We start from the raw sequence: 19,033 nt of genomic DNA, 5'->3' as shown, positions 1-19,033 counted from the left end.
CGCCTGGGCATTTAGCAGATGGCAGGACTGCTTTTGCCACAAGGCATTGTGGTACATTTTCAAATAAATATGCGTACCCAACGAGATAAGCGTTTGCTTATAAACCTTGTGGCTGGCTCACTGCGATTGAAAAAAAATGTTAATTTTGAATGATATAAATAGAACGTTTTGGCCAAAATCAAGAAAAATTCACATAAAATCCTGTATCGTAAATACTCATCGAGCTTTAAATACATCATGATGGGGGTTACCGTATTTGTTATTACCCTTTTTTTACCGAAGCAGCCGCGCTTTAGATACGAGTTTGAAAAAGGTGCCGTATGGAAAAATAAAGACCTGATATCGCCTTTTAGTTTTGCTATTTTGAAAACTACTCCTCAAGTTTCTACCGATAAGCAAAATGCGTTAAAAAATATATTACCAGTCTATCAATTGGATAAAACCATTACGCAAAATGCTTTAGAGGGGTTTAATAATGAATTTGATGTTAAATGGCGCTCGGGTAAATTGGAGGAACATGAACGCACAGCGTACAAAGAACGGGCCTATAAACTGCTGCAAGCGGTTTATACGAAGGGGGTTATTGGCTTAAACGTGAAGCATCAGGGGATTGATAAGGATTACGATTTTTCGCTGTTGGTAAACAATGTAGCGAGGAAAATGAATACGCAGGATGTTTTTACGGTGCAAACTGCCTTGCTTTTTTTTAAGGAAAATTTTAAGTCTAACAATCAGGTTTTAAATGACATGATTACGAGTTTGGCTGAATCGCATTTAACGGCTAATATCTTTTTTGATGAGCGCTTAACGCAAACGATTGAAGATAATACGTTAAATGCCGTATCGACCACCAAAGGGATGGTGCAAAAAGGGGAGTTGATTGTCGCAAAAAATGATGTGATTGATGAAGAGGTGTATCAGAAATTGCTTTCGTACAAGACAACCTACGATGCGCAAACGAAAACCATTGGCGATAAAACCTTGGTTTACATTGGGCAGGTTATTTTGGTAGGTTTTATTTTGACGATTTTAATGTCGTTTTTATTCCTTTTTAGAAAGGATATTTTTGCGGATAATCGTCAAGTATCGCTTATTTTATTGGTCACCAGTGGGATGTTATTGGCTTTAACCTGGGCTTTGCGCTTAAACATTGCCAGTTTATACTACATTCCGTTTTGCGTGGTCCCCATTATTATTCGGATTTTATTTGATACGCGTTTGGCCTTGTATCTGCATATGTTGGTGATTTTAATTGCTGGTTTTTTTGTGGCCAATAGTTTCGAATTTGCTTTCTATCAGGTTACAGCAGGTATGGTAGCTATTTTTAGTATTAAGAACTTTGTAAAGCGCGAACGCTTTTTGGTATCGGCTTTATTTATCTTATCGGCTTATTTTGTTTCATTTGTTGGGATTGCACTTTTGCGCGAGGGGTCTTTTTTAGCTATTGAATGGGTTAACTTTTTGCCTTTCGTTTTTAGTGTGTTACTTTCTTTATTGGCGTACCCGCTTATTTATGTGTTTGAGCGTGTTTTCGGCATAACATCTGACGTAGCTTTAATTGAGTTAACCAATACCAATAATAAGTTGTTGCGCGAACTGGCTTTTAAAGCGCCGGGTACTTTTCAGCATTCGTTGCAGGTAGCCAACTTGGCTGAGGCAGCTATTTTTAAAATTGGCGGAAACTCGGTTTTGGTGCGGGCAGGGGCTTTGTATCACGATATTGGGAAAATGGACAATCCGCAATATTTTATCGAAAACCAGAACACAACAGCAAGTCCGCACGATAAATTGCCGTACGAGCAAAGTGCGCAAATTATTATTCAGCACGTGCACAAAGGGATTGAAATTTTGCGCAAGAACCAAATTCCAGAAGTAATTGTAGATTTTATTCGCACGCATCATGGAAATACGCGGGTGGATTATTTTTATCAGTCGTTTTTAAAAAACTCACCTGAAAAATTCGTGGATGAGAATATTTTTAGATATCCGGGACCGATACCTTTTAGTAAGGAAACGGGCGTTTTAATGTTAGCAGATTCGGTAGAAGCGGCGTCAAGAAGTCTTAAAAATCCGGATGCGGAGAGTATAAATGACTTGGTTGAACGAATAATTAGCTACAAATTGGAACAAAATCAATTAGATGATTGCGATTTAACATTAAAAGATATTGAGACTATTAAATTGATATTCAAGACGATGCTTATGAGCATCTATCATGTGCGTATAGATTATCAAAAACTTTCTTAATTTTTTTTTTGTAGAATAGGTTGTTTTACTATATTTGCACACCGAAAAACAAGTCGGATGACGAAATAAAGCGGTAAAACGGTGAGGTGCCTGAGAGGCCGAAAGGAACAGTTTGCTAAACTGTCGTACTGGTAACGGTACCGCGGGTTCGAATCCCGCCCTCACCGCAACTGAAATAAAATGGTGAAATAAGATTTGAATTTTTGATTTAAAATCTTACCTTTGCCAACCCTTGGAAAAGGGAAAAAGATCGATACCAAAGTTCGGGATGTAGCGTAGCCCGGTATCGCGCCACATTTGGGATGTGGAGGTCGTAGGTTCGAATCCTGCCATCCCGACTAAAAGTTAAACCTACTTTATAAAAAGGTTGAATAAAAAAGATCGATACCAAAGTTCGGGATGTAGCGTAGCCCGGTATCGCGCCACATTTGGGATGTGGAGGTCGTAGGTTCGAATCCTGCCATCCCGACAACAAACATCCATTTGGATTAAAAAGCTTCTAAATATCATTATTTAGGAGCTTTTTTGCTTTAAATAGTTCATATTAATTCAATTTAATCTGGATCAAGCGGAAAAGTTGGGGGGCTATGTTTTAGGCATAAATTTTCGATAGTCTAAACAAGAAAAACTTAATATCCCTAACGCCTCTTGAGGTTGCTCTAAAAGCTTTGATCTTTGCATTGAAAGATTCTGAAGAAGCATTCGTGGCTCTGTTAATAAAGAAGTTTAGGATATACAGGTAATGCGATTGAATTGACCTGGCAACAGTTCTAAAAGAATCAATTTCGCAAGCTTCAACCTCATTATACCATATTGCCAATCTTTTAAAAGCCTGCTCTTTACTTTTACACAGTCTGAATATATCCCCTAATTTTTGGGCTATAGCATACGCCTTCTTTAATTTGGGGTACCTTTCGAAAAGTAGGTCTGCTCTAAGTTTCTGATTTGTAGTCCATTTTGAAGGATGTATTTCGAGATAATCCAGAATACCTTCTGGCAATAAAAAACTGATGAGGCTTTGTCCCGCTTGTTTCAAGGAAATTTGTAATTAATATTGACTATAAAAAAAGAAATTATTCTATTCACCCCAACTTTTCCGCTTGATCCTTAAATAACTATTTTGGTATCGTTCAGAAACAAAAAAAGCCTGCAATCGTGCGATTTGCAGGCTTTTGAAAGGTTTTAAGATCTTTTCAGCGGAAAGCGAGGGAACAGAACCCATCGCTAAAATGCCGCCTGATTATGTCTTAAAGCAAGTTTCTTATTTATGACTCACCGAATCATGCACCGCTTGTTTTAACTGCAAAGTATTAGTGTAAATCTACTTATTTTATTGTCTAAATGCAATATAAGGAAGATTGATTTTAAAGTTAAATACCGCATGCCTCTACGAATTCTCTGAATTTTTCATTAAAATGACAGAAGGTCTTAAACTAATCTTCTCGAGAGGCCTCGAAAATTTTTTCCATGCATGAATCGATACATTCTTTAATCTCTTTTTCGTGCGTTAGCCACATTGTATCAGAACATATAATTGTTGGGTAAGGCTTTTCAGTTTCTACGCAAGTCTGAAATCCTGGTTTTTTACCATCTAGCTGGTTAAAACAGGTTAGATTGACCCCGTCTCGCCAGAAATAAATTCGTTGTAAAATATTGATTTTTAATTTGTTGATAATTTGGCGAATAGGGGGGAGTGGACTGGTTTGTCCAGGCGAGACAGCGTTTAATTACTTTCTTTAGGTTTTTAATGTATTTTACAGCGGAGTTATTATTACATTTCCGAGTTGTCCGAAGGAAGAATTCATAGTCTGCTATAAACAGATGATCAATATTTCTGATGTCGATGTGGAGAATACGGTAGTGATGACCACCTAATTCCGTGGCAATTTGACCACAATTAACTAATTTAAAATTGTGTGCTAATTTACTAGTAATATACAGTTTAAAGTGGTTTAATAAATCCGAAATGAATTGGCTCCTATTTCCGAAATGATAATGTAGACCGAAATCTTCACGTAGGGGATCAACCTTTTTCAAGTGACTCCTCCTCGCTGTGAATTGTGGTAAAATGAAGTTTCGGTGAAACTCAAGCCACAAGTTTGTGTATCTCACTGGTTTTATAATTCGTATGGTAATTCTTCACAATCAACACCTTTGCTATGCACGAAGTTTGATTTTTTCTTCCGAGATTTTTGCAGAGGCTTCTATATGCAAAATTTTATCACAGTCTTCCAAATCAAAATTCAATTCTGAAATAGCGAAGTGTCCGTTAAGTAACTAGGTTAAGTTCCTAACGGACTTTTGATAATTAACGTTGGTTTTAAAAATCAATACTTCTTGGATTAGATTGTTCATATCCCATCCTTTTGACTGATGGAAGTTCTAAATACACACCATTTCTATGAACAAGATTATTACTGTATCGTATAATCTTTTGTCGACACTTCCGATAGTCTGAAATATCCGTAAGGATAATTTTTATCGTTAGTTTGATTGAGAATATTTCCTCTTACAGTACCCGGCGTTGTTGGAAAGGGACCCGTATCAGCTCCCGATGCAACTAATATTTTTCGGAAATAGTCGTAATACCTTTTTGATATTCCATATAGTTTGATGTTGACTAAATCTCCGGGTTTTAAATCTTTACTAGAATAATAAACCGGAACTAAATTACCTTGATTATTTTCATCGTTCTCTGCTTCATAATTAGGGAAAGCAACACGCGGATTTTTAACGCAATAGAGATAATTGTTTTGTTGTGTTCCATCATCTTGATAATGGTAGGTAATTTCCACTTCATCGCCACCCATTCCACCTTTATTATTCTGTTCAATGTTGTTTTCAATAGTTGGAACGCTCATTAATGTTTCACTGGAGGTATATGTTTCTCCATTTAAGGAAACGGTAAGTATGTAGGTTTCTCCGATGACCGGTTGAAAATCGGAGCAGATATATTCTCCTGTTCCGGGTTTTTCGATGAAAAGGAAATTGGTATTCGCTGAATTGGCCACGCGAATGGTTGCGCCCGAAACGGTCGGAAATTCAGGGCTATAATATCCGGTGGTGGTACTCAGTATAATTTTTTGTTCCTTGCCGGAAGTACCTTTTACCCAATCAATAGATGCATCAATAACCAGTCTTGGTGCTGCGGTTGTCAAATCAGGTTCGATAATTTCTTCCGTACAGGAAAGAAGAAAAAGGCTCAAGAGTAGTACGAGATAATTTTTGAATATTTTCATTGTTCGATTTTTTAAATTAGAATTTGAAATTGTAGGTGATACCCGGAGTAATACCAAAAATGGACATCTTCTTTGCTTCGCTGGCACCTGTTTCCGTATTTTGTCCAAACATCACCGAGGCGGCGTTGCTTCTATTGTAAACATTATAAATACTGAATACCCATTCACCTTTCCACCTTTTTTTACTCTCTGGTCTAGGTGTCCAGGTTGCAGATACATCCAAATGATGATAGGCCGGAATAGAGCTGGCATTTCTTTCGCCGTAGTTTGCAATGGTAATGCCTTGATACTGATATTTGCCAATCGGGTAGGTTGCTGCCTTACCTGTTTGATAGGTGAAAATCCCTCCGAAACTCCATTTTTTTGAAAGTTGGTAGGCGGCAGTTAGCGAAAGGTTGTGCGTTTTATCGTAGTTTGCCCGATACCATTCTCCATTGTTGATACCCGGCTCTTCTGCAGTCCTTCCTGGGGTACGTTGTTGTGCTTTGGAAAGTGTATAAGATAGCCAACCGGTCAATTTTCCTGTGTTTTTCTTCAACATCAATTCCAATCCGTATGCTCTTGCTTCTCCATTCAGCATGACCTGTTCGATGGCATTGTTGGCGATAAGGTCCGCTCCGTCAATATAATCCGCTTTGTTTTTAATTTTCTTGTAAAACGCTTCTGCTTCTAGAGAATATTTATCATTGCTGAAATTGCGAAAATAGCCGAGTGCCACCTGGTCTAAAATTTCAGGCTTTAAATACTGGTCGCTCGGCGCCCAAATATCCAGTGGAGACACCGAAGCTGTGTTGGAAATTAAATGAATGTATTGGCTCATTCGGTTATAGCTTGCTTTCACAGATTGGTTGTCATTAAGGGCATAAGAAATCGCAAAACGAGGCTCTAAATTTCCAAAACTTGCAATTTTCTGATTCTTTCCATACTGGATGGTTCCGGTGGGTGTGCCTTCTTCGTAAATTTGTAATTCAGGGTTGAAAACTACGGCTTCATTATTGGCATACGTATTTACTTCCTGCTCGCCTAACCTGAGGAAATTGCTGTATCGAAGGCCGTAGTTCAAGGAGATTTTGTTAGAAAGTTTGTGCTCAGCACTGATATACAAGGAGTTTTCCCAAGCGTATTTTTGCGCAAGCTGTTCGGGATTAATGGGAGAACTAGCATCCATCGGTTTTATGGTTCCGGGATTAAATTGATAATAAATGGAATTGAGCCCGTAACTCAAATTTAGCTTGTCCGATAAATAGTGTTTGAAGTCGTATTTAAGGTTGTAGTTTTGGATAGTTGACTTCCAGTCAATGCCTACCATTTTTATTTTCAATCCGTAATCATAATTGGTGTAAATTGCCGATGCGTTGGAGAATAGTTTATCTGAAAAGATGTGATTCCAACGTAGGTTAAGGAATGAGTTTCCATAGTTGTTAACGAACACATTGTTGAAACTCATGTTGTCTTTACCTAAATATCCCGATATAAACAAGTTGTTCTTATCGTTCCACTTGTAATTCAATTTAGCGTTCAAGTCGTAGAAATAGGCCGAATTGGGTTCGTCTGCCAGTTTCAGTAACAAATGTGCGTAAGACCCTCGACCCGCCACCACAAAGGAACTTTTTTCGTTTACAATGGGCCCCTCAACCAATAATCGGCTTGAAATAGCACCAATTCCGCCATTAACATGGTATTCGTTTTTGTTTCCCTCTTTTTGATAAATATCCAATACCGAAGAGGTACGCCCGCCGAAATTGGCTGGAATTCCACCTTTATACAGTTTCAAATCTTTAATCACATCCGCATTAAAAACTGAGATAAAACCGAACAGGTGCGAAGTATTGTATATCACGGCTTCATCCATCAACACTAAATTTCCATCGGCAGAGCCACCTCTCACGTTAAAACCAGTTGCTCCTTCTTGTGCATTGGCAACACCCGGAAGCGTTAAAATAGATTTCAAAACATCCACTTCGCCCATTACCGCAGGCATTTTCTTGATGGTAGAAATAGGGAGTTTATTCACGCTCATTTCTGGTTTTCGGATATTCGTTCTGGAGTTGTTTGATGAAATTACCACCGCATCCAATGAGGTACTTTTTTCAGTCATAGCGAAATCCCTTTTTATATTTTCCGTCAGCGAAATCTTCTCCTCGAGATTGTCAAATCCTACATAACTGATCAGGATGGTATAGTCCCCTTTTGGCAAGGTAATCGAGTAGAAACCATACGAATTAGTCGTAGCTGATACCTTTGCTTCAGGGATGTAAATACTTGCGCCGATGATTGTTTCGTGATTTGATTGGATGGCGATGGTTCCACTCAATGTAAATTTTTCTTGGGAGTACGCCGTTAATGAAAGGGTTACCAACAGCAAGGCATACATGATTTTGTATTTCATATAAAAAAATAAGATTGATTACAATTTTGGTTGCGAAACTATCTTTTTATGACCATGCATTTTTTTGTATTATACCAAATGGAGTATCTTTTATAGCAAAATGTATGGGGGAACTACCAAAAATTTTAAGGCATTTTTTAGGTATTTGGAGCATGGTTATTTTCGTATAAAAAGAATGCACTTTTGTATAAAACCCCAGATAGCGACAGTTTTAAAGTGTAAATTTGTTTAGTATCTTGTTTTTATATTTTATCGGAATGGAAGAAACTTTACATAAACAGTTTATTTCTGAAAATTGGTTTTTTCAGTTTTTAATATCCTCCAAATACAGAGTGTTTCGGCATTTGTTGCTCATTACGGTTATCGGTTGTGTATTGTATAATAGTACCCCCGAAATTGCAGAACCAACGCTCATTTTGTTTTTCTTTCTCGTATTGTTCTATCTCAATATGTATGTATTGGTGCCCAAGTTTCTGTTTAAAAACAAAAATCTGCAATACTGCCTATATGTTTTGTTTATCATTATTTTATCCGCTATTGGAGGTTACTTTTTTAATTCTGCTTCCAACGAAAACGGGTTGAACATTCCTCTTTTTTCGTTTCTGATTTTGGTGTTGATTGCAGCATCCTCCTCTGTAAAATTGTTTCAAAAGGGGATGGTTGATAGGCAATTGATTGATGAGTTGGAAAAATCGAAAACGTATGCTGAATTGGAACAACTGAAAAATCAAATCAATCCACATTTTTTATTTAATATGCTGAATAATGCGAATGTTCTGACGAAGAAAGACCCTGAAAAGGCCTCGCAAGTGTTAATGAAATTGAGTGATTTGCTACGCTACCAATTATATGACAGTGCGCGAGATAAGGTATTGCTGACTTCTGATATTCATTTTTTGGAAGATTTTTTAAATTTGGAAAAGGTAAGACGCGACAGTTTTGATTTCCTGATTTCAAAAGAGGGTAATTTGAGTGGCGTACAAATTCCGCCTTTACTGTTTATTTCCTTTGTAGAAAATGCGGTGAAGCATAACAATGACGCAACAAAATCATCGTATGTAAATCTGTTTTTTGATGTAAGAAATGATGCACTTTTCTTTACCTGTATCAACTCCAAGCCTGTACAGAAGTCTGTTAATACTACAGGAGGTTTGGGATTAACCAATATTAAACGAAGACTGGAACTCTTGTTTCCGGCGATGCATACGTTATCAATCGAAGAAACCCCGGAAACGTATTGCGTTTCCTTAACGCTAAAATTATGACCTGCATGGTTGTACAGGATGAGGCCTTAACAAGGAACGCAATGGGGGCATGGATGAACCAAATAGCTAACAATGCGTTTGGTTTAAGGAAGAAATGGAGAGGGCGAAAACCAAGTGTAAAATCGTAAGAATAGAAAGTCGAAAATTTTTGAAGATTATTTCGTAATATACTAAAGTAAAGCAGGATGAATTGTATTATCGTAGATGATGAACCATTGGCAAGAGAAGCCATCGAGATGTTGATTAACCAAACCGATGGGTTAAATTTAATTGGGGCGTTTAACAGTCCCGAGACGGCCAGCAAGTTTATGGAAAACAATACCGTTGAGTTAATCTTTCTTGACATACAAATGCCAGGAATTAATGGAATTGAATTTGCACGGACCATTCCAAAGGAAACTTTTGTGATTTTTACGACCGCTTATTCTGAATTTGCTACGGATAGCTACGAAGTAGATGCGATTGATTACCTGATTAAACCCGTAAAATTAGCGCGTTTTCAAAAGGCTGTTGAAAAAGCTCAAACCTATTCCAAATTGCTAAAGGCCGATTATACGAACAACAACATCGAAACGATTACGGATGATTATTTTTTTGTAAAAGCTGACCGTAGAATTTTCAAAGTCTATTTTAACAACATCCTTTTTATTCAAGGCTTAAAAGATTATGTCGTGATGCACACCGAAAATCAAAAAGTAATAACGGCCATGAATATCAAAACCATACACGACCAATTACCAAAAGATGTGTTTGTACGCGTGAGCAAATCCTATATTATCAATGCAAAACACATCAGTTCGGTGGATAATAACACGGTGTACATTGGTACAAACGAAATACCTATCGGCAACATTTATCGGGATTTCTTCTTCAATGAATTTGTAATCAAAAAGATTGTGAGTAGGTAGATGGAATAAGTGTGGGTGGATAAACCATTTTCAAGTGCCCCTCATCGCGAAAACATTTCTATCAAATTCAATTAATTATCAATTCATTTTCAAGTAAATAAAAATTGGTATAATGGGGTCACGTAAATTGGTTTGTCTACCCATAGCTCAGGTTATTCCCTTTTCTTTCAAAGGTTGATCGACTTCAAAATCAGTATCCTGATATGCTCATAATACCATAACCTGTAGCTTATTCTCAAGGTAGGAATTCAATTCACCAGTTCATTTTTCCTACACATTGGTTCAGTAGCTAATTGTCCCACTTGTCCTGTGACATGTAGATTTCTACTTCGGGATGTGCGTCCTCATTCTTAAACGCGGTCTTAAAATTGTTTAAGTAGCTTACCAGACAGAAAGTCTCTGATATTCATTCCTTGGTTAGGGTCTAGATAATAATACCCGCAGCTCTCGATTTTAGCAAGTCTCTGTAACATCCAATTGGCAACAAACACCAATGGGGTTTGATTTTAATTCTTGATTATGAGTGAAAGAAGATATTGTGCACTTCCCAAAATTCAGACCAGTTAAAAGTAGAATTCTAGACCAAATTGATTTTTCGTTGCGTGAACTTGAAATTCTGCAACTCATTGCCGAAGGATTAACCAATTTGCAGATGTCCGAAAAGTTCTTTTTGAGTAAACGCACTATAGAGGGGCATCGACAAAGTCTGTAAGATAAGACTGGTTCAAAAAAATCGGCCTCGTTAATAAGGTATGGCGTAATGCATGGTTTAATTCAGTAAGTGATTTATTCACAAACTATTTGCTGATTCGGCTGTTTTTTATCAAGCAGTATATGGGATGCTGCGCTTGTTAAAAAGAAAGTAATGAAGTCGATTTGGAAAGGAGCAATAGGATTTGGACTTGTAAATATTCCAGTGAAATTGTATTCAGCGGTACAAAGTAGCCATTTGGATTTAGACATGCTTGATGGTAAAGACCTCTCAAAAATCAAATACCAACGTATTAGCGAGAAAAGTGGAAAAGAGGTGCCTTATGAGCGTATTGTAAAAGGCTATTTGTTAAAAGATAACTATGTGGTACTGGAAGATGAAGACTTTGCACAGGCGATGCCTGAAAAAACAAAACTAATAGAATTGGAGAATTTTGTAGATATAGCCGACATCAATCCGATTTATTACGAAACCTCGTATTACACACAGCCAGAGCCACAAGGGAAAAAAGCCTATTCACTCTTATTAAGAGCATTACAAAAATCAAAAAAAGCAGGTTTGGCCCGGTTTGTACTGCGCAATAATGAACATCTATGCATCATGCATCCCTTAGGCAATATGTTGGTAATTACGCGTATTCGTTTTGAAGAGGAGATAAGGGCTTTCAAGGATTTAGAAACTGAGGTACAAACCATTAAGCCAAAAGAACTGGCCGTGGGCATGGCGCTCATTAAGCAATATAGTAGCGATTTTGATATTGGAGCCTTTAAGGACGAGTATACGAAAGAACTGATGAAAGTGATAAGGGCCAAGGCAAAAGGCAAAAAAGTAGTTGTTAAAAAAATGCTGCCGCAAAAAAGTGTTAGCGATGATCTTTACCAACAATTAATGCAAAGTTTGAGCAAGAAAGGAGCTTAAAATGTCTTTAAGCAAGTACATTAAAAAGAGGGATTTTAAACAAACTACAGAGCCTACAGGGGGAAAAACGGACGGTAGAAAACTTTCGTTTGTGGTACAAAGGCACCATGCCTCCCATTTACATTACGATTTTAGGTTGGAACTCAATGGGGTGCTAAAGAGTTGGGCAGTGCCTAAAGGGCCGTCCCTTAATCCCAAAGATAAGCGTTTGGCCATGATGGTAGAAGATCATCCCTATGACTATAAATCTTTTGAAGGAACCATACCGAAAGGAAGCTATGGGGCAGGCGTAGTGAATATTTTTGATGAAGGTACCTATGAGGCCATAGATCACAAGAAAAGTAGCTTGGATAGAGGTTTAGATGAGGGTAATTTAAAGTTTGTACTGCATGGTAAAAAACTCAAGGGAGAATTTGCCTTGGTGAAAATGAAAGACAGTGAGCACAATGCTTGGCTGTTGATTAAGCATAAAGATAAATATGCCGTAGATAAAAAATATGATGTGGAAAATGAGGTATCGGCAAAGATTAAAAAACTGGGAAAGGACTTTAAGAAGGAGAAAGTAATTTCTTCCGTAAAACCTAAATCCAAAGAAAAAGTTCCGCAACCCATGTTGGCAAAGTTAGTTAAACAAGTAGTGGATGATCAAGATTGGGTTTTCGAAGAAAAAATAGACGGATATAGGGGAATCGCGAAAGTGGAGCAGGATAGGGTATCCTTGATTTCCAGAAATGGAAAAGATTTAGGCAAAGCTTATCCAACCCTCATTAATTCCTTGGAAAAATTGAATATCGATGCCATTTTGGATGGCGAAATTGTGGTAAGGGAAAAAAATAAGAGCAATTTTCAAGCTTTACAGCACTACGACCCTTCTGACAAGAAAGTAGATCTACGTTATGCCGTTTTTGACGTGCTCCAAATCAATGGTGCTGATGTAAGTATGATGGCTTTACGACAGCGCAAAAAACTCTTGGAAATGCTTTTGGCCAATAACAAGCAGAAAGCAATAGAAATGGTGCCTTCGTTTAAATTAAAGGGCAATGAATTTTTAGAGGATGCAAGGAAAAATGGATGGGAAGGTGTGATGGCTAAAGACGCAGAAAGTACTTACCTAAGTGGGGTGAGGAGCAGTTATTGGCAAAAAATCAAAATACAACAGTCGCAGGAAGCAATAGTAGTGGGTTTTACCAGACCCTCGGGAGAAAGAAATTACTTTGGAGCATTAGTTTTGGCCGTAAGCGGCACAAATGGAAAACTAAGTTATATCGGTAATTGCGGCACTGGTTTTACTGAGCAGTCTTTAAAAGAAATTACTGAAATTTTAAAGCCGTTTATAACCACAGAAAAGCCGATTGACGAAAAAGTGGCGCAGCAAAAAAAGGTGACTTGGCTAAGGCCCAAAGTAGTTTGTGAGGTAACTTTTTTAGAATGGACGGAAAATCAGCGTTTGCGCCATCCTGTTTTTAAAGGAATTAGAGAAGATAAGGCAGTTTCTGAAATCGTTAAGGAAAAACCCGTAGCCGCTAAAAAAGTTGACACTGAGGAGGAGTTTTCTCTTAAATTTGGTAGGAAAGCCGTAAAATTTACCAATCAGCATAAGTTGTATTGGCCCAATGAGAAAATAACCAAAGGACAAGTGGTCAATTATTATCGCGAAATGGCGGCCTATATCTTGCCCCATCTTAAAAACAGGCCACTTTCCCTCAACAGGCATCCCAATGGGATAGCACAACCAGGTTTTTTTCAGAAGGATTTGAATGTCGCGCAAATTCCTAGCTGGATTAAATACGCAACGCTCCCATCCGAGCATCTTCATAAAAAGATAGATTACCTGATCTGTAATGATGAAGCAACCTTGCTTTGGATGGTAAATTTGGGCTGTATAGAAATTAATCCTTGGATGAGTAGCTATTTGAAACCAGATCAACCCCTGTTTGCAGTCTTGGATTTAGACCCTCATGGAATTTCATTTGATCGTGTGGTTGAAGTAGCATTAACTGCTAAATCAGTGTTAGATGAAATGAACATTACTTCTTTTGTGAAAACTTCGGGCTCTAAGGGTATTCATATCGTAATTCCTTTGGGGAAATACGATTACGAAATCACTAAAAACTTTGTGCATTATGTGGCAGGTTTGGTTTACGAACATCACCCGGATATCACCAGTTTGGAGCGTAGTCCGAGTAAACGAAAGCATAAAATCTATTTAGATTATTTGCAGAACAGAAAAGGGCAAACCATTGTTGCGCCTTATTCCTTGAGACCCAAACCTGGAGCTACCGTTTCGGCCCCTCTGCAATGGGAAGAAGTAAACGAGGATTTGAAAATCGACAATTTTACGATTTTCAATATGAAAGAGCGATTGGAAAAACTGGGCGATATATGGAAGGATATTTACAAAGTGAAGAATAAGATTGAGAAAACGAAAGTTTAGTTTAGTTGTAAAATATGGTTAATTTGATCCGAAATGAGGTGGTCAATTTCCAGCGGAATAGGTGGTCAGTTTAAAACGGAATTGGGTGGTCAATTTCACCGAAATTTCCAGTCCGACCCTTTGATGGATTCCATAATTTAGGTTCACACAATCTTCCTGATGAGAATTCCGAACGTTTACCTTCAACGGTAATCCTTAAATAAATTGGCGCGGGGCCAGTCTTGTAATTTTTTGGTCTCTTCAAAAAGAAGAGTAAGCTGAAATTGGTTTTCATAATGTTTTACATTAATGGTTAACAAATCTAGCTTTGCAGTAGGAAAAAATCAAGATGATTACTGCGTAAACATCTTGATAATCAGTTTATTAATTCGTTATTAGTGCGTCCATCCAAATTCCCAAAATGACTCACCGAATCACGCACCTGTTGTTTGTGATTAAATAACTATTTTGGTATGGTTTAGAAACAAAAAAAGCCTGCAATCGTGCGATTTGCAGGCTTTTGAAAGGTTTTAAGATCTTTTCAGCGGAAAGCGAGGGATTCGAACCCCCGGACCTGTGACAGTCAACAGTTTTCAAGACTGCCGCATTCGACCACTCTGCCAGCTTTCCATCGGCAAAAGTACGAATCTGTTTTATATTTGCAAATAGTTATTTGATTTTTTTTATTTTTTCTGGAAAATCATCGATTCTGGCTCAATAAAGGTGTTTTTTGTTGATTTTATCTTGGTTTATCTTAGTTCTTTTGTTGAGAAATATACAGCTTATCTGAATCGATTACGCTCAAATAAACCTATGTAATCATGGGAATTTGTTGTTTTTTAAAAATAAGTTGTTGGTTTTCAGGTGTTTTAATTCGGATTTACTTTTTTTATAAACAATTTTGAAGTGAAAACGTTTTAGTACGATATCCTATCTAAATGAACTAAACAACCAAGCATGGAACAGGGCCGATCTCCCCAACAACTTGAATCAAGCAGGAAAACAATGACGAAATCTTTGATTTTGTTGCTCATACTGTGCATATTAGCCTATCTAAAGGATTTCCTTTAATGTCGTATTATTTTTATAGAGAGTTCGAACAAAGTAGTATATTTGTTACAAAAAAATACCACTATGAAAAAAAACAATTTAAAAATGCTCTTTACGCTGCTTATTGTAGGTGCATGTAGTTTAGGTTTGAAAGCTCAAGACAAAGACGAAGTACAGGTCGTTCAAGGTCTTTTCGGGATGGAGAAACGTGCTATTATTTATCAGGTTTTAAAATTTACAGATGCAGACAAAGCTAAATTTGATCCAATTTATACACAGTATAGTGATGAATATAAGGCACTAGGAGCAGAGCGAATTCAAATCATTAAAGAATACGCAGATAATTATGCTTCGCTAACAAATGAAAAAGTAGATCCTTTGATGCAAAGTCTATTAAAAAATAACGTTGCCATTGATAAATTACAACAGAAATATTATGGCAAATTGAAATCGGCGATATCTCCAACACAAGCTGCAAAAGTGATGCAATTGGAATTGTATATGCAAACGGCCATTCGTTCTGAATTACAAAGCGAAATTCCAATTATCGGAGAGTTGAAAATGAAATAATCCGTTTAAAGAACTGAGGATGCCTCATTTTACTATGCCCCAAAAAGCGTCTAACTTTTTGGGGCTTTTTTTTGTTTTTAATCGCAATGCGGAACCGTGTAGGTCCATGTTTCTGATTCTCCTGAAGGATGGGTGTAGGCATTGCCTTTCGTATTCTCAAACCACATTTTGCTGCGGATCTTCTCGCGAGTTCCAACTTCATTCATTGTGGCCGAATCGTATAAGCGTCCGTTAATCATCACATATTTTATTTTTTCAGAGTGACGAATATCATCCAGTGGATTTGCATCCATGATAACCATATCAGCCAATTTTCCAGTTTCTAATGAACCAATTTCGGTCTCCATACCTAAATAGCTTGCGCCGTTTAATGTAGCGCAACGAATGGCTTGCAAAGGTGTAAAGCCACCTTGAACCAGCATCCAAAGTTCCCAATGAGCGCCTAAGCCTTGTAGTTGCCCATGGGCACCTAGATTTACTTTTGTTCCATTTTCTGCTATTTGTTTTGCTGCCTTCGCAATGTTGATGTGGTTGTAATCACTATATTCCGAAGTAGTTCTACGGCGCGAACGTTCATCAATAATCGAACGTGGCGTATAGCTTAACAAGCGCTCGTTTTCCCAAACGTTGGTGCGGTCGTACCAATAATTTTCGCCCCATTGGCCACCATAGGCTACAATTAAGGTAGGCGTATAGGCAACCTTGGTATGGTTCCAAAGGTTGATAACATCTTTATAAACCGGTAAAACCGGGATGCTATGTTCAATACCTGTATGTCCATCAACAATCATGTTCATGTTTGTAAAGAAGGTAGAACCTCCTTCCGGAACTACTTCCATTTTTAACTGACGGGCAGCTTCCAATATTTGTTGACGTTGGTCACGTCGCGGCTGATTATACGATTTTACCGAAAATGCGCCTACAGCTTTTAATCGACGTAGGTTTGACAAGGCATCGTCTAAACTGTTAATCACGACTTTAAAATCGCCATCAGCGCCGTATAAAATAGAGCCAGTCGAAAATACCCGTGGGCCAACCAAGCGACCAGCTTTAAGCATTTCACTTTGACTAAATACCATTTCCGTGTTGCTGGAAGGGTCGTGCGCAGTGGTCACTCCAAAGGCTAAATTGGCCAAATAACTCCAATCTGTTTGAGGGCTTATTCCATCAGGACTGGTGCGCAAATGTGCGTGTACGTCGATGATACCCGGCATAATGGTTTTGCCGCTCACGTCCATTACTTTGGCGTTTGCTGGAATGTTTACAGCATTCATTTCACCAATTTCTACAATTTTGTTTCCATCGGTCAAAATAGTTCCCTTTTCAATAACTTCATCACCTTTCATTGAAATAATACGGGCACCTTTTAAGGCTATCATCCCGCTAGGAATATCTGCTTTTAAGGGTATATTTAGCTGGACACGGTTTGGGGTGGTTTTAGGTGTACTGCCATCAAAATTAAATGCTGCTTTTACGTCTATGGTGTAATAATCTGGCCCTAAAGTCCAATGCAGATTCTTACTATCGGCACTCCATTCTATATAAGTTCCTCCATCGGTCGTAATTTTGGCAACAGGAATAGCTTTATTTCCGGCAGAAGCATCTTGTGCAGTACCAACATTAATCATGGGGGTGATGTATACGTTAAACAGTTCATTAAAGGCCAAATATTTATTGTCGGGACTAATCACAAATTGATTCGCGTATTGCGAAGTGAAATGAATACGCTCATTTCCACCATTCAAATCAACACTTTTAAGTGCTTTTTTTCCATCAGCATTGCTTTGAAAATAGATGCGTGTATCGGTGTTGTTAAATTGCGGCTTAATGCCATTGTCAATTACCAATGTTTTAGAACCGCCCGTTGCCGGCATCAGGTAAATCCCTACACCGCGACCATAATTATACCCTAAAACATCGTTTCCACTTCCTTTTCGGAAAACGATTTTATCGCCTTTACTCGAATATTTTGGAGAATAATAAAAGCCTTTTTCATCGCTCAGCGTAATCATTTTACCGGTTTTTAGTTCTGCACGTTTAATAGCTCCGCGCAATTCGTCGTTCCAAGTGGTAAAGACAACAAATTTTCCATCTGGACTAAACGCAGGTTCAAATTCAAAATCTAATCCTGTGGTTAATCTTTCTGGCTTTCCATTTGGTAAGTCTTGTTTATAAAGGTATCCTGCGGCATTGAAAACAACGGTTTTTCCATCAGGCGAGGTTACCAATTGGCGGACCATTTTTGCTTTGAAATCTTCGCGAAAAACAGGTTGTTGAAAATGAAGCGATTCCTGTACTGTTTGAATGGTATTCGCTTGAAAAGGAATAATCTCGGTGCTTAAACTATGAATATTGATACTTCTAATTTTTCCATGTGCATAAAACACCAAACCTTTGTTATCAGGAGTCCAAGCAAAATTCGGATATACTCCAAAAATAGCCCAGGTTTCTTGTTGATCGTGGGATAGCTCATCGTACACAGGCCATTCTTCGCCCGTTTTTAAGTTTTGAATGTATAAAACCGATTTTAGTCGTACTCGTTTAATAAAAGCAATGAGGTTTCCATCAGGGGATACTTGAGGCCGACAAGCTCCGCCTTGTTCGTCAATTAAAGTGCTTAATTTTCCGTTGGTTAAATCCAATCGGCGGATGGCATAAATAGTTCCATTCGGGTCTTTGCTGTATTGAAAAGCAGGACCCGGGCTTACATCTTCGCTAAAATAAACGTATTTGCCATCGGGCGATACATTGGGCTCCCCAGCATCTTGTTGGTCGTTTTTCTTTTTGGTTAATTGAATACCTTCCCCACCGTTGATACTGTACATCCACATTTCTCCAGCGCCAAGCGAGCGTGACGCGGTGAAGTGTTTTCGAGCAATGAGGTATTCGCTATTGGGCAACCAAGTGGCATTGTTTAATAGTCTGAAAGTTTCTTTTGTTATTTGTTTTTTGTTAGAACCATCGCGATTCATAATCCAAATGTTATCAGCCCCACTTTTATCACTCGTGTAAGATATGTATTTTCCATCCGGACTAAAACGAGGTTGTACATCCCAAGCAATACCGCCACTTATTAGTTTTGCACCGCCACCTGTAATCGGAAGCGTATAAATGTCGCCTAGTAAATCAAAAACAATTTCTTTACCATCTAGGCTAACATCCAGATTCATCCAAGTACCTTCATCGGTATTTACATTAATCGTTTTGGTAGGTCCGGCATATTTTTCAATGTCCCATTTTTTCTCTTGTGCGGACGTTTGTCCAAAATAAAAACAGAATACAGGGATAAAAAAGAAGTACTTCATTTAAGTTAGATTAATTA

The 19,033-nt window shown here is 38.0% G+C and carries 13 protein-coding genes and 4 tRNA genes; 10 read left to right on the top strand and 7 right to left on the bottom strand.

Annotation, left to right across the window (positions count from 1 at the left end; genetic code table 11):
- The first annotated feature begins 168 nt into the window (after nt 1-168).
- The 4 genes from ACJVDK_RS05720 to ACJVDK_RS05705 all read left to right on the top strand — a co-directional run bounded on the left by ACJVDK_RS05720 (nt 169) and on the right by ACJVDK_RS05705 (nt 2,716).
- The gene (locus tag ACJVDK_RS05720) at nt 169-2,247 is read left to right on the top strand and encodes an HD family phosphohydrolase (protein ID WP_443939323.1); all 2,079 of its coding nucleotides are present in this window, start codon (nt 169-171) and stop codon (nt 2,245-2,247) included.
- An 80-nt stretch (nt 2,248-2,327) separates the two neighbouring features.
- A tRNA-Ser gene (locus ACJVDK_RS05715) sits at nt 2,328-2,414 on the top strand.
- A gap of 97 nt (nt 2,415-2,511) precedes the next feature.
- A tRNA-Pro gene (locus ACJVDK_RS05710) sits at nt 2,512-2,585 on the top strand.
- A gap of 57 nt (nt 2,586-2,642) precedes the next feature.
- Nucleotides 2,643-2,716 (top strand) — tRNA-Pro (locus tag ACJVDK_RS05705).
- Between the two features lie 123 nt (nt 2,717-2,839).
- Here the strand turns inward: ACJVDK_RS05705 and ACJVDK_RS05700 are convergent.
- The 4 genes from ACJVDK_RS05700 to ACJVDK_RS05685 form a co-directional block, all read right to left on the bottom strand.
- Nucleotides 2,840-3,283 (bottom strand): transposase, encoded by a 444-nt coding sequence (locus ACJVDK_RS05700; RefSeq protein WP_443939322.1) that lies wholly within the window; start codon nt 3,281-3,283, stop codon nt 2,840-2,842.
- 563 nt (nt 3,284-3,846) lie between these two features.
- The gene (locus ACJVDK_RS05695; RefSeq protein WP_443939321.1) at nt 3,847-4,359 is read right to left on the bottom strand and encodes a phage integrase SAM-like domain-containing protein; all 513 of its coding nucleotides are present in this window, start codon (nt 4,357-4,359) and stop codon (nt 3,847-3,849) included.
- 302 nt (nt 4,360-4,661) lie between these two features.
- Nucleotides 4,662-5,486 carry a DUF4249 family protein gene (locus ACJVDK_RS05690; RefSeq protein WP_443939320.1) on the bottom strand — a complete coding sequence of 275 codons (825 nt, stop codon included), beginning with the start codon at nt 5,484-5,486 and terminating at the stop codon, nt 4,662-4,664.
- A gap of 16 nt (nt 5,487-5,502) precedes the next feature.
- Nucleotides 5,503-7,875: a TonB-dependent receptor gene (locus ACJVDK_RS05685; RefSeq protein ID WP_443939319.1), complete on the bottom strand. Its 2,373-nt coding sequence runs from the start codon at nt 7,873-7,875 to the stop codon at nt 5,503-5,505.
- A 257-nt stretch (nt 7,876-8,132) separates the two neighbouring features.
- Between ACJVDK_RS05685 and ACJVDK_RS05680 the strand changes: the two genes are divergently transcribed.
- From ACJVDK_RS05680 to ligD, 5 genes are all read left to right on the top strand, one after another.
- A complete protein-coding gene (locus tag ACJVDK_RS05680; RefSeq protein ID WP_443939318.1) occupies nt 8,133-9,140 on the top strand; it encodes a sensor histidine kinase in 1,008 nt (335 codons plus the stop codon).
- A gap of 185 nt (nt 9,141-9,325) precedes the next feature.
- Nucleotides 9,326-10,048 (top strand): LytR/AlgR family response regulator transcription factor, encoded by a 723-nt coding sequence (locus ACJVDK_RS05675; RefSeq protein ID WP_443939317.1) that lies wholly within the window; start codon nt 9,326-9,328, stop codon nt 10,046-10,048.
- A 523-nt stretch (nt 10,049-10,571) separates the two neighbouring features.
- Nucleotides 10,572-10,760 carry a LuxR C-terminal-related transcriptional regulator gene (locus ACJVDK_RS05670; RefSeq protein WP_443939316.1) on the top strand — a complete coding sequence of 63 codons (189 nt, stop codon included), beginning with the start codon at nt 10,572-10,574 and terminating at the stop codon, nt 10,758-10,760.
- Nucleotides 10,761-10,913: 153 nt separating this feature from the next.
- The gene (ku, locus tag ACJVDK_RS05665) at nt 10,914-11,678 is read left to right on the top strand and encodes a non-homologous end joining protein Ku (protein WP_443939315.1); all 765 of its coding nucleotides are present in this window, start codon (nt 10,914-10,916) and stop codon (nt 11,676-11,678) included.
- 1 nt (nt 11,679) lies between these two features.
- On the top strand, nt 11,680-14,112 hold the full coding sequence (ligD, locus tag ACJVDK_RS05660) for a DNA ligase D (RefSeq protein ID WP_443939314.1): 2,433 nt from the start codon (nt 11,680-11,682) through the stop codon (nt 14,110-14,112).
- Nucleotides 14,113-14,182: 70 nt separating this feature from the next.
- On the opposite strand, the gene ACJVDK_RS05655 is transcribed toward ligD, so the two are convergent.
- Together ACJVDK_RS05655 and ACJVDK_RS05650 are read right to left on the bottom strand one after the other, a co-directional pair.
- A complete protein-coding gene (locus tag ACJVDK_RS05655) occupies nt 14,183-14,386 on the bottom strand; it encodes an Arm DNA-binding domain-containing protein (RefSeq protein ID WP_443939313.1) in 204 nt (67 codons plus the stop codon).
- A 250-nt stretch (nt 14,387-14,636) separates the two neighbouring features.
- Nucleotides 14,637-14,721 (bottom strand) — tRNA-Ser (locus tag ACJVDK_RS05650).
- A 504-nt stretch (nt 14,722-15,225) separates the two neighbouring features.
- On the opposite strand from ACJVDK_RS05650, the gene ACJVDK_RS05645 reads away from it, so the two are divergent.
- Nucleotides 15,226-15,711 (top strand): hypothetical protein, encoded by a 486-nt coding sequence (locus ACJVDK_RS05645; protein ID WP_443939312.1) that lies wholly within the window; start codon nt 15,226-15,228, stop codon nt 15,709-15,711.
- A gap of 77 nt (nt 15,712-15,788) precedes the next feature.
- Here ACJVDK_RS05645 and ACJVDK_RS05640 read toward each other — a convergent pair whose 3' ends face one another.
- Nucleotides 15,789-19,016 (bottom strand): amidohydrolase family protein, encoded by a 3,228-nt coding sequence (locus ACJVDK_RS05640; protein ID WP_443939311.1) that lies wholly within the window; start codon nt 19,014-19,016, stop codon nt 15,789-15,791.
- Nucleotides 19,017-19,033: the final 17 nt, after the last annotated feature.

Origin of the sequence: Pedobacter paludisoli (assembly GCF_052344095.1) — a bacterium.
Taxonomy (GTDB): domain Bacteria; phylum Bacteroidota; class Bacteroidia; order Sphingobacteriales; family Sphingobacteriaceae; genus Pedobacter.
This window is presented reverse-complemented; position numbering and strand designations above follow the sequence as displayed.

Coding starts and splice junctions, on each gene's coding strand:
- ACJVDK_RS05690 (WP_443939320.1), bottom strand. CDS start 5,486: ATGAAAATATTCAAAAATTATCTCGTACTACTCTTGAGCCTTTTTCTT.
- ACJVDK_RS05685 (WP_443939319.1), bottom strand. CDS start 7,875: ATGAAATACAAAATCATGTATGCCTTGCTGTTGGTAACCCTTTCATTA.
- ACJVDK_RS05680 (WP_443939318.1), top strand. CDS start 8,133: ATGGAAGAAACTTTACATAAACAGTTTATTTCTGAAAATTGGTTTTTT.
- ACJVDK_RS05675 (WP_443939317.1), top strand. CDS start 9,326: ATGAATTGTATTATCGTAGATGATGAACCATTGGCAAGAGAAGCCATC.
- ku (WP_443939315.1), top strand. CDS start 10,914: ATGAAGTCGATTTGGAAAGGAGCAATAGGATTTGGACTTGTAAATATT.
- ligD (WP_443939314.1), top strand. CDS start 11,680: ATGTCTTTAAGCAAGTACATTAAAAAGAGGGATTTTAAACAAACTACA.
- ACJVDK_RS05655 (WP_443939313.1), bottom strand. CDS start 14,386: ATGAAAACCAATTTCAGCTTACTCTTCTTTTTGAAGAGACCAAAAAAT.
- ACJVDK_RS05645 (WP_443939312.1), top strand. CDS start 15,226: ATGAAAAAAAACAATTTAAAAATGCTCTTTACGCTGCTTATTGTAGGT.
- ACJVDK_RS05640 (WP_443939311.1), bottom strand. CDS start 19,016: ATGAAGTACTTCTTTTTTATCCCTGTATTCTGTTTTTATTTTGGACAA.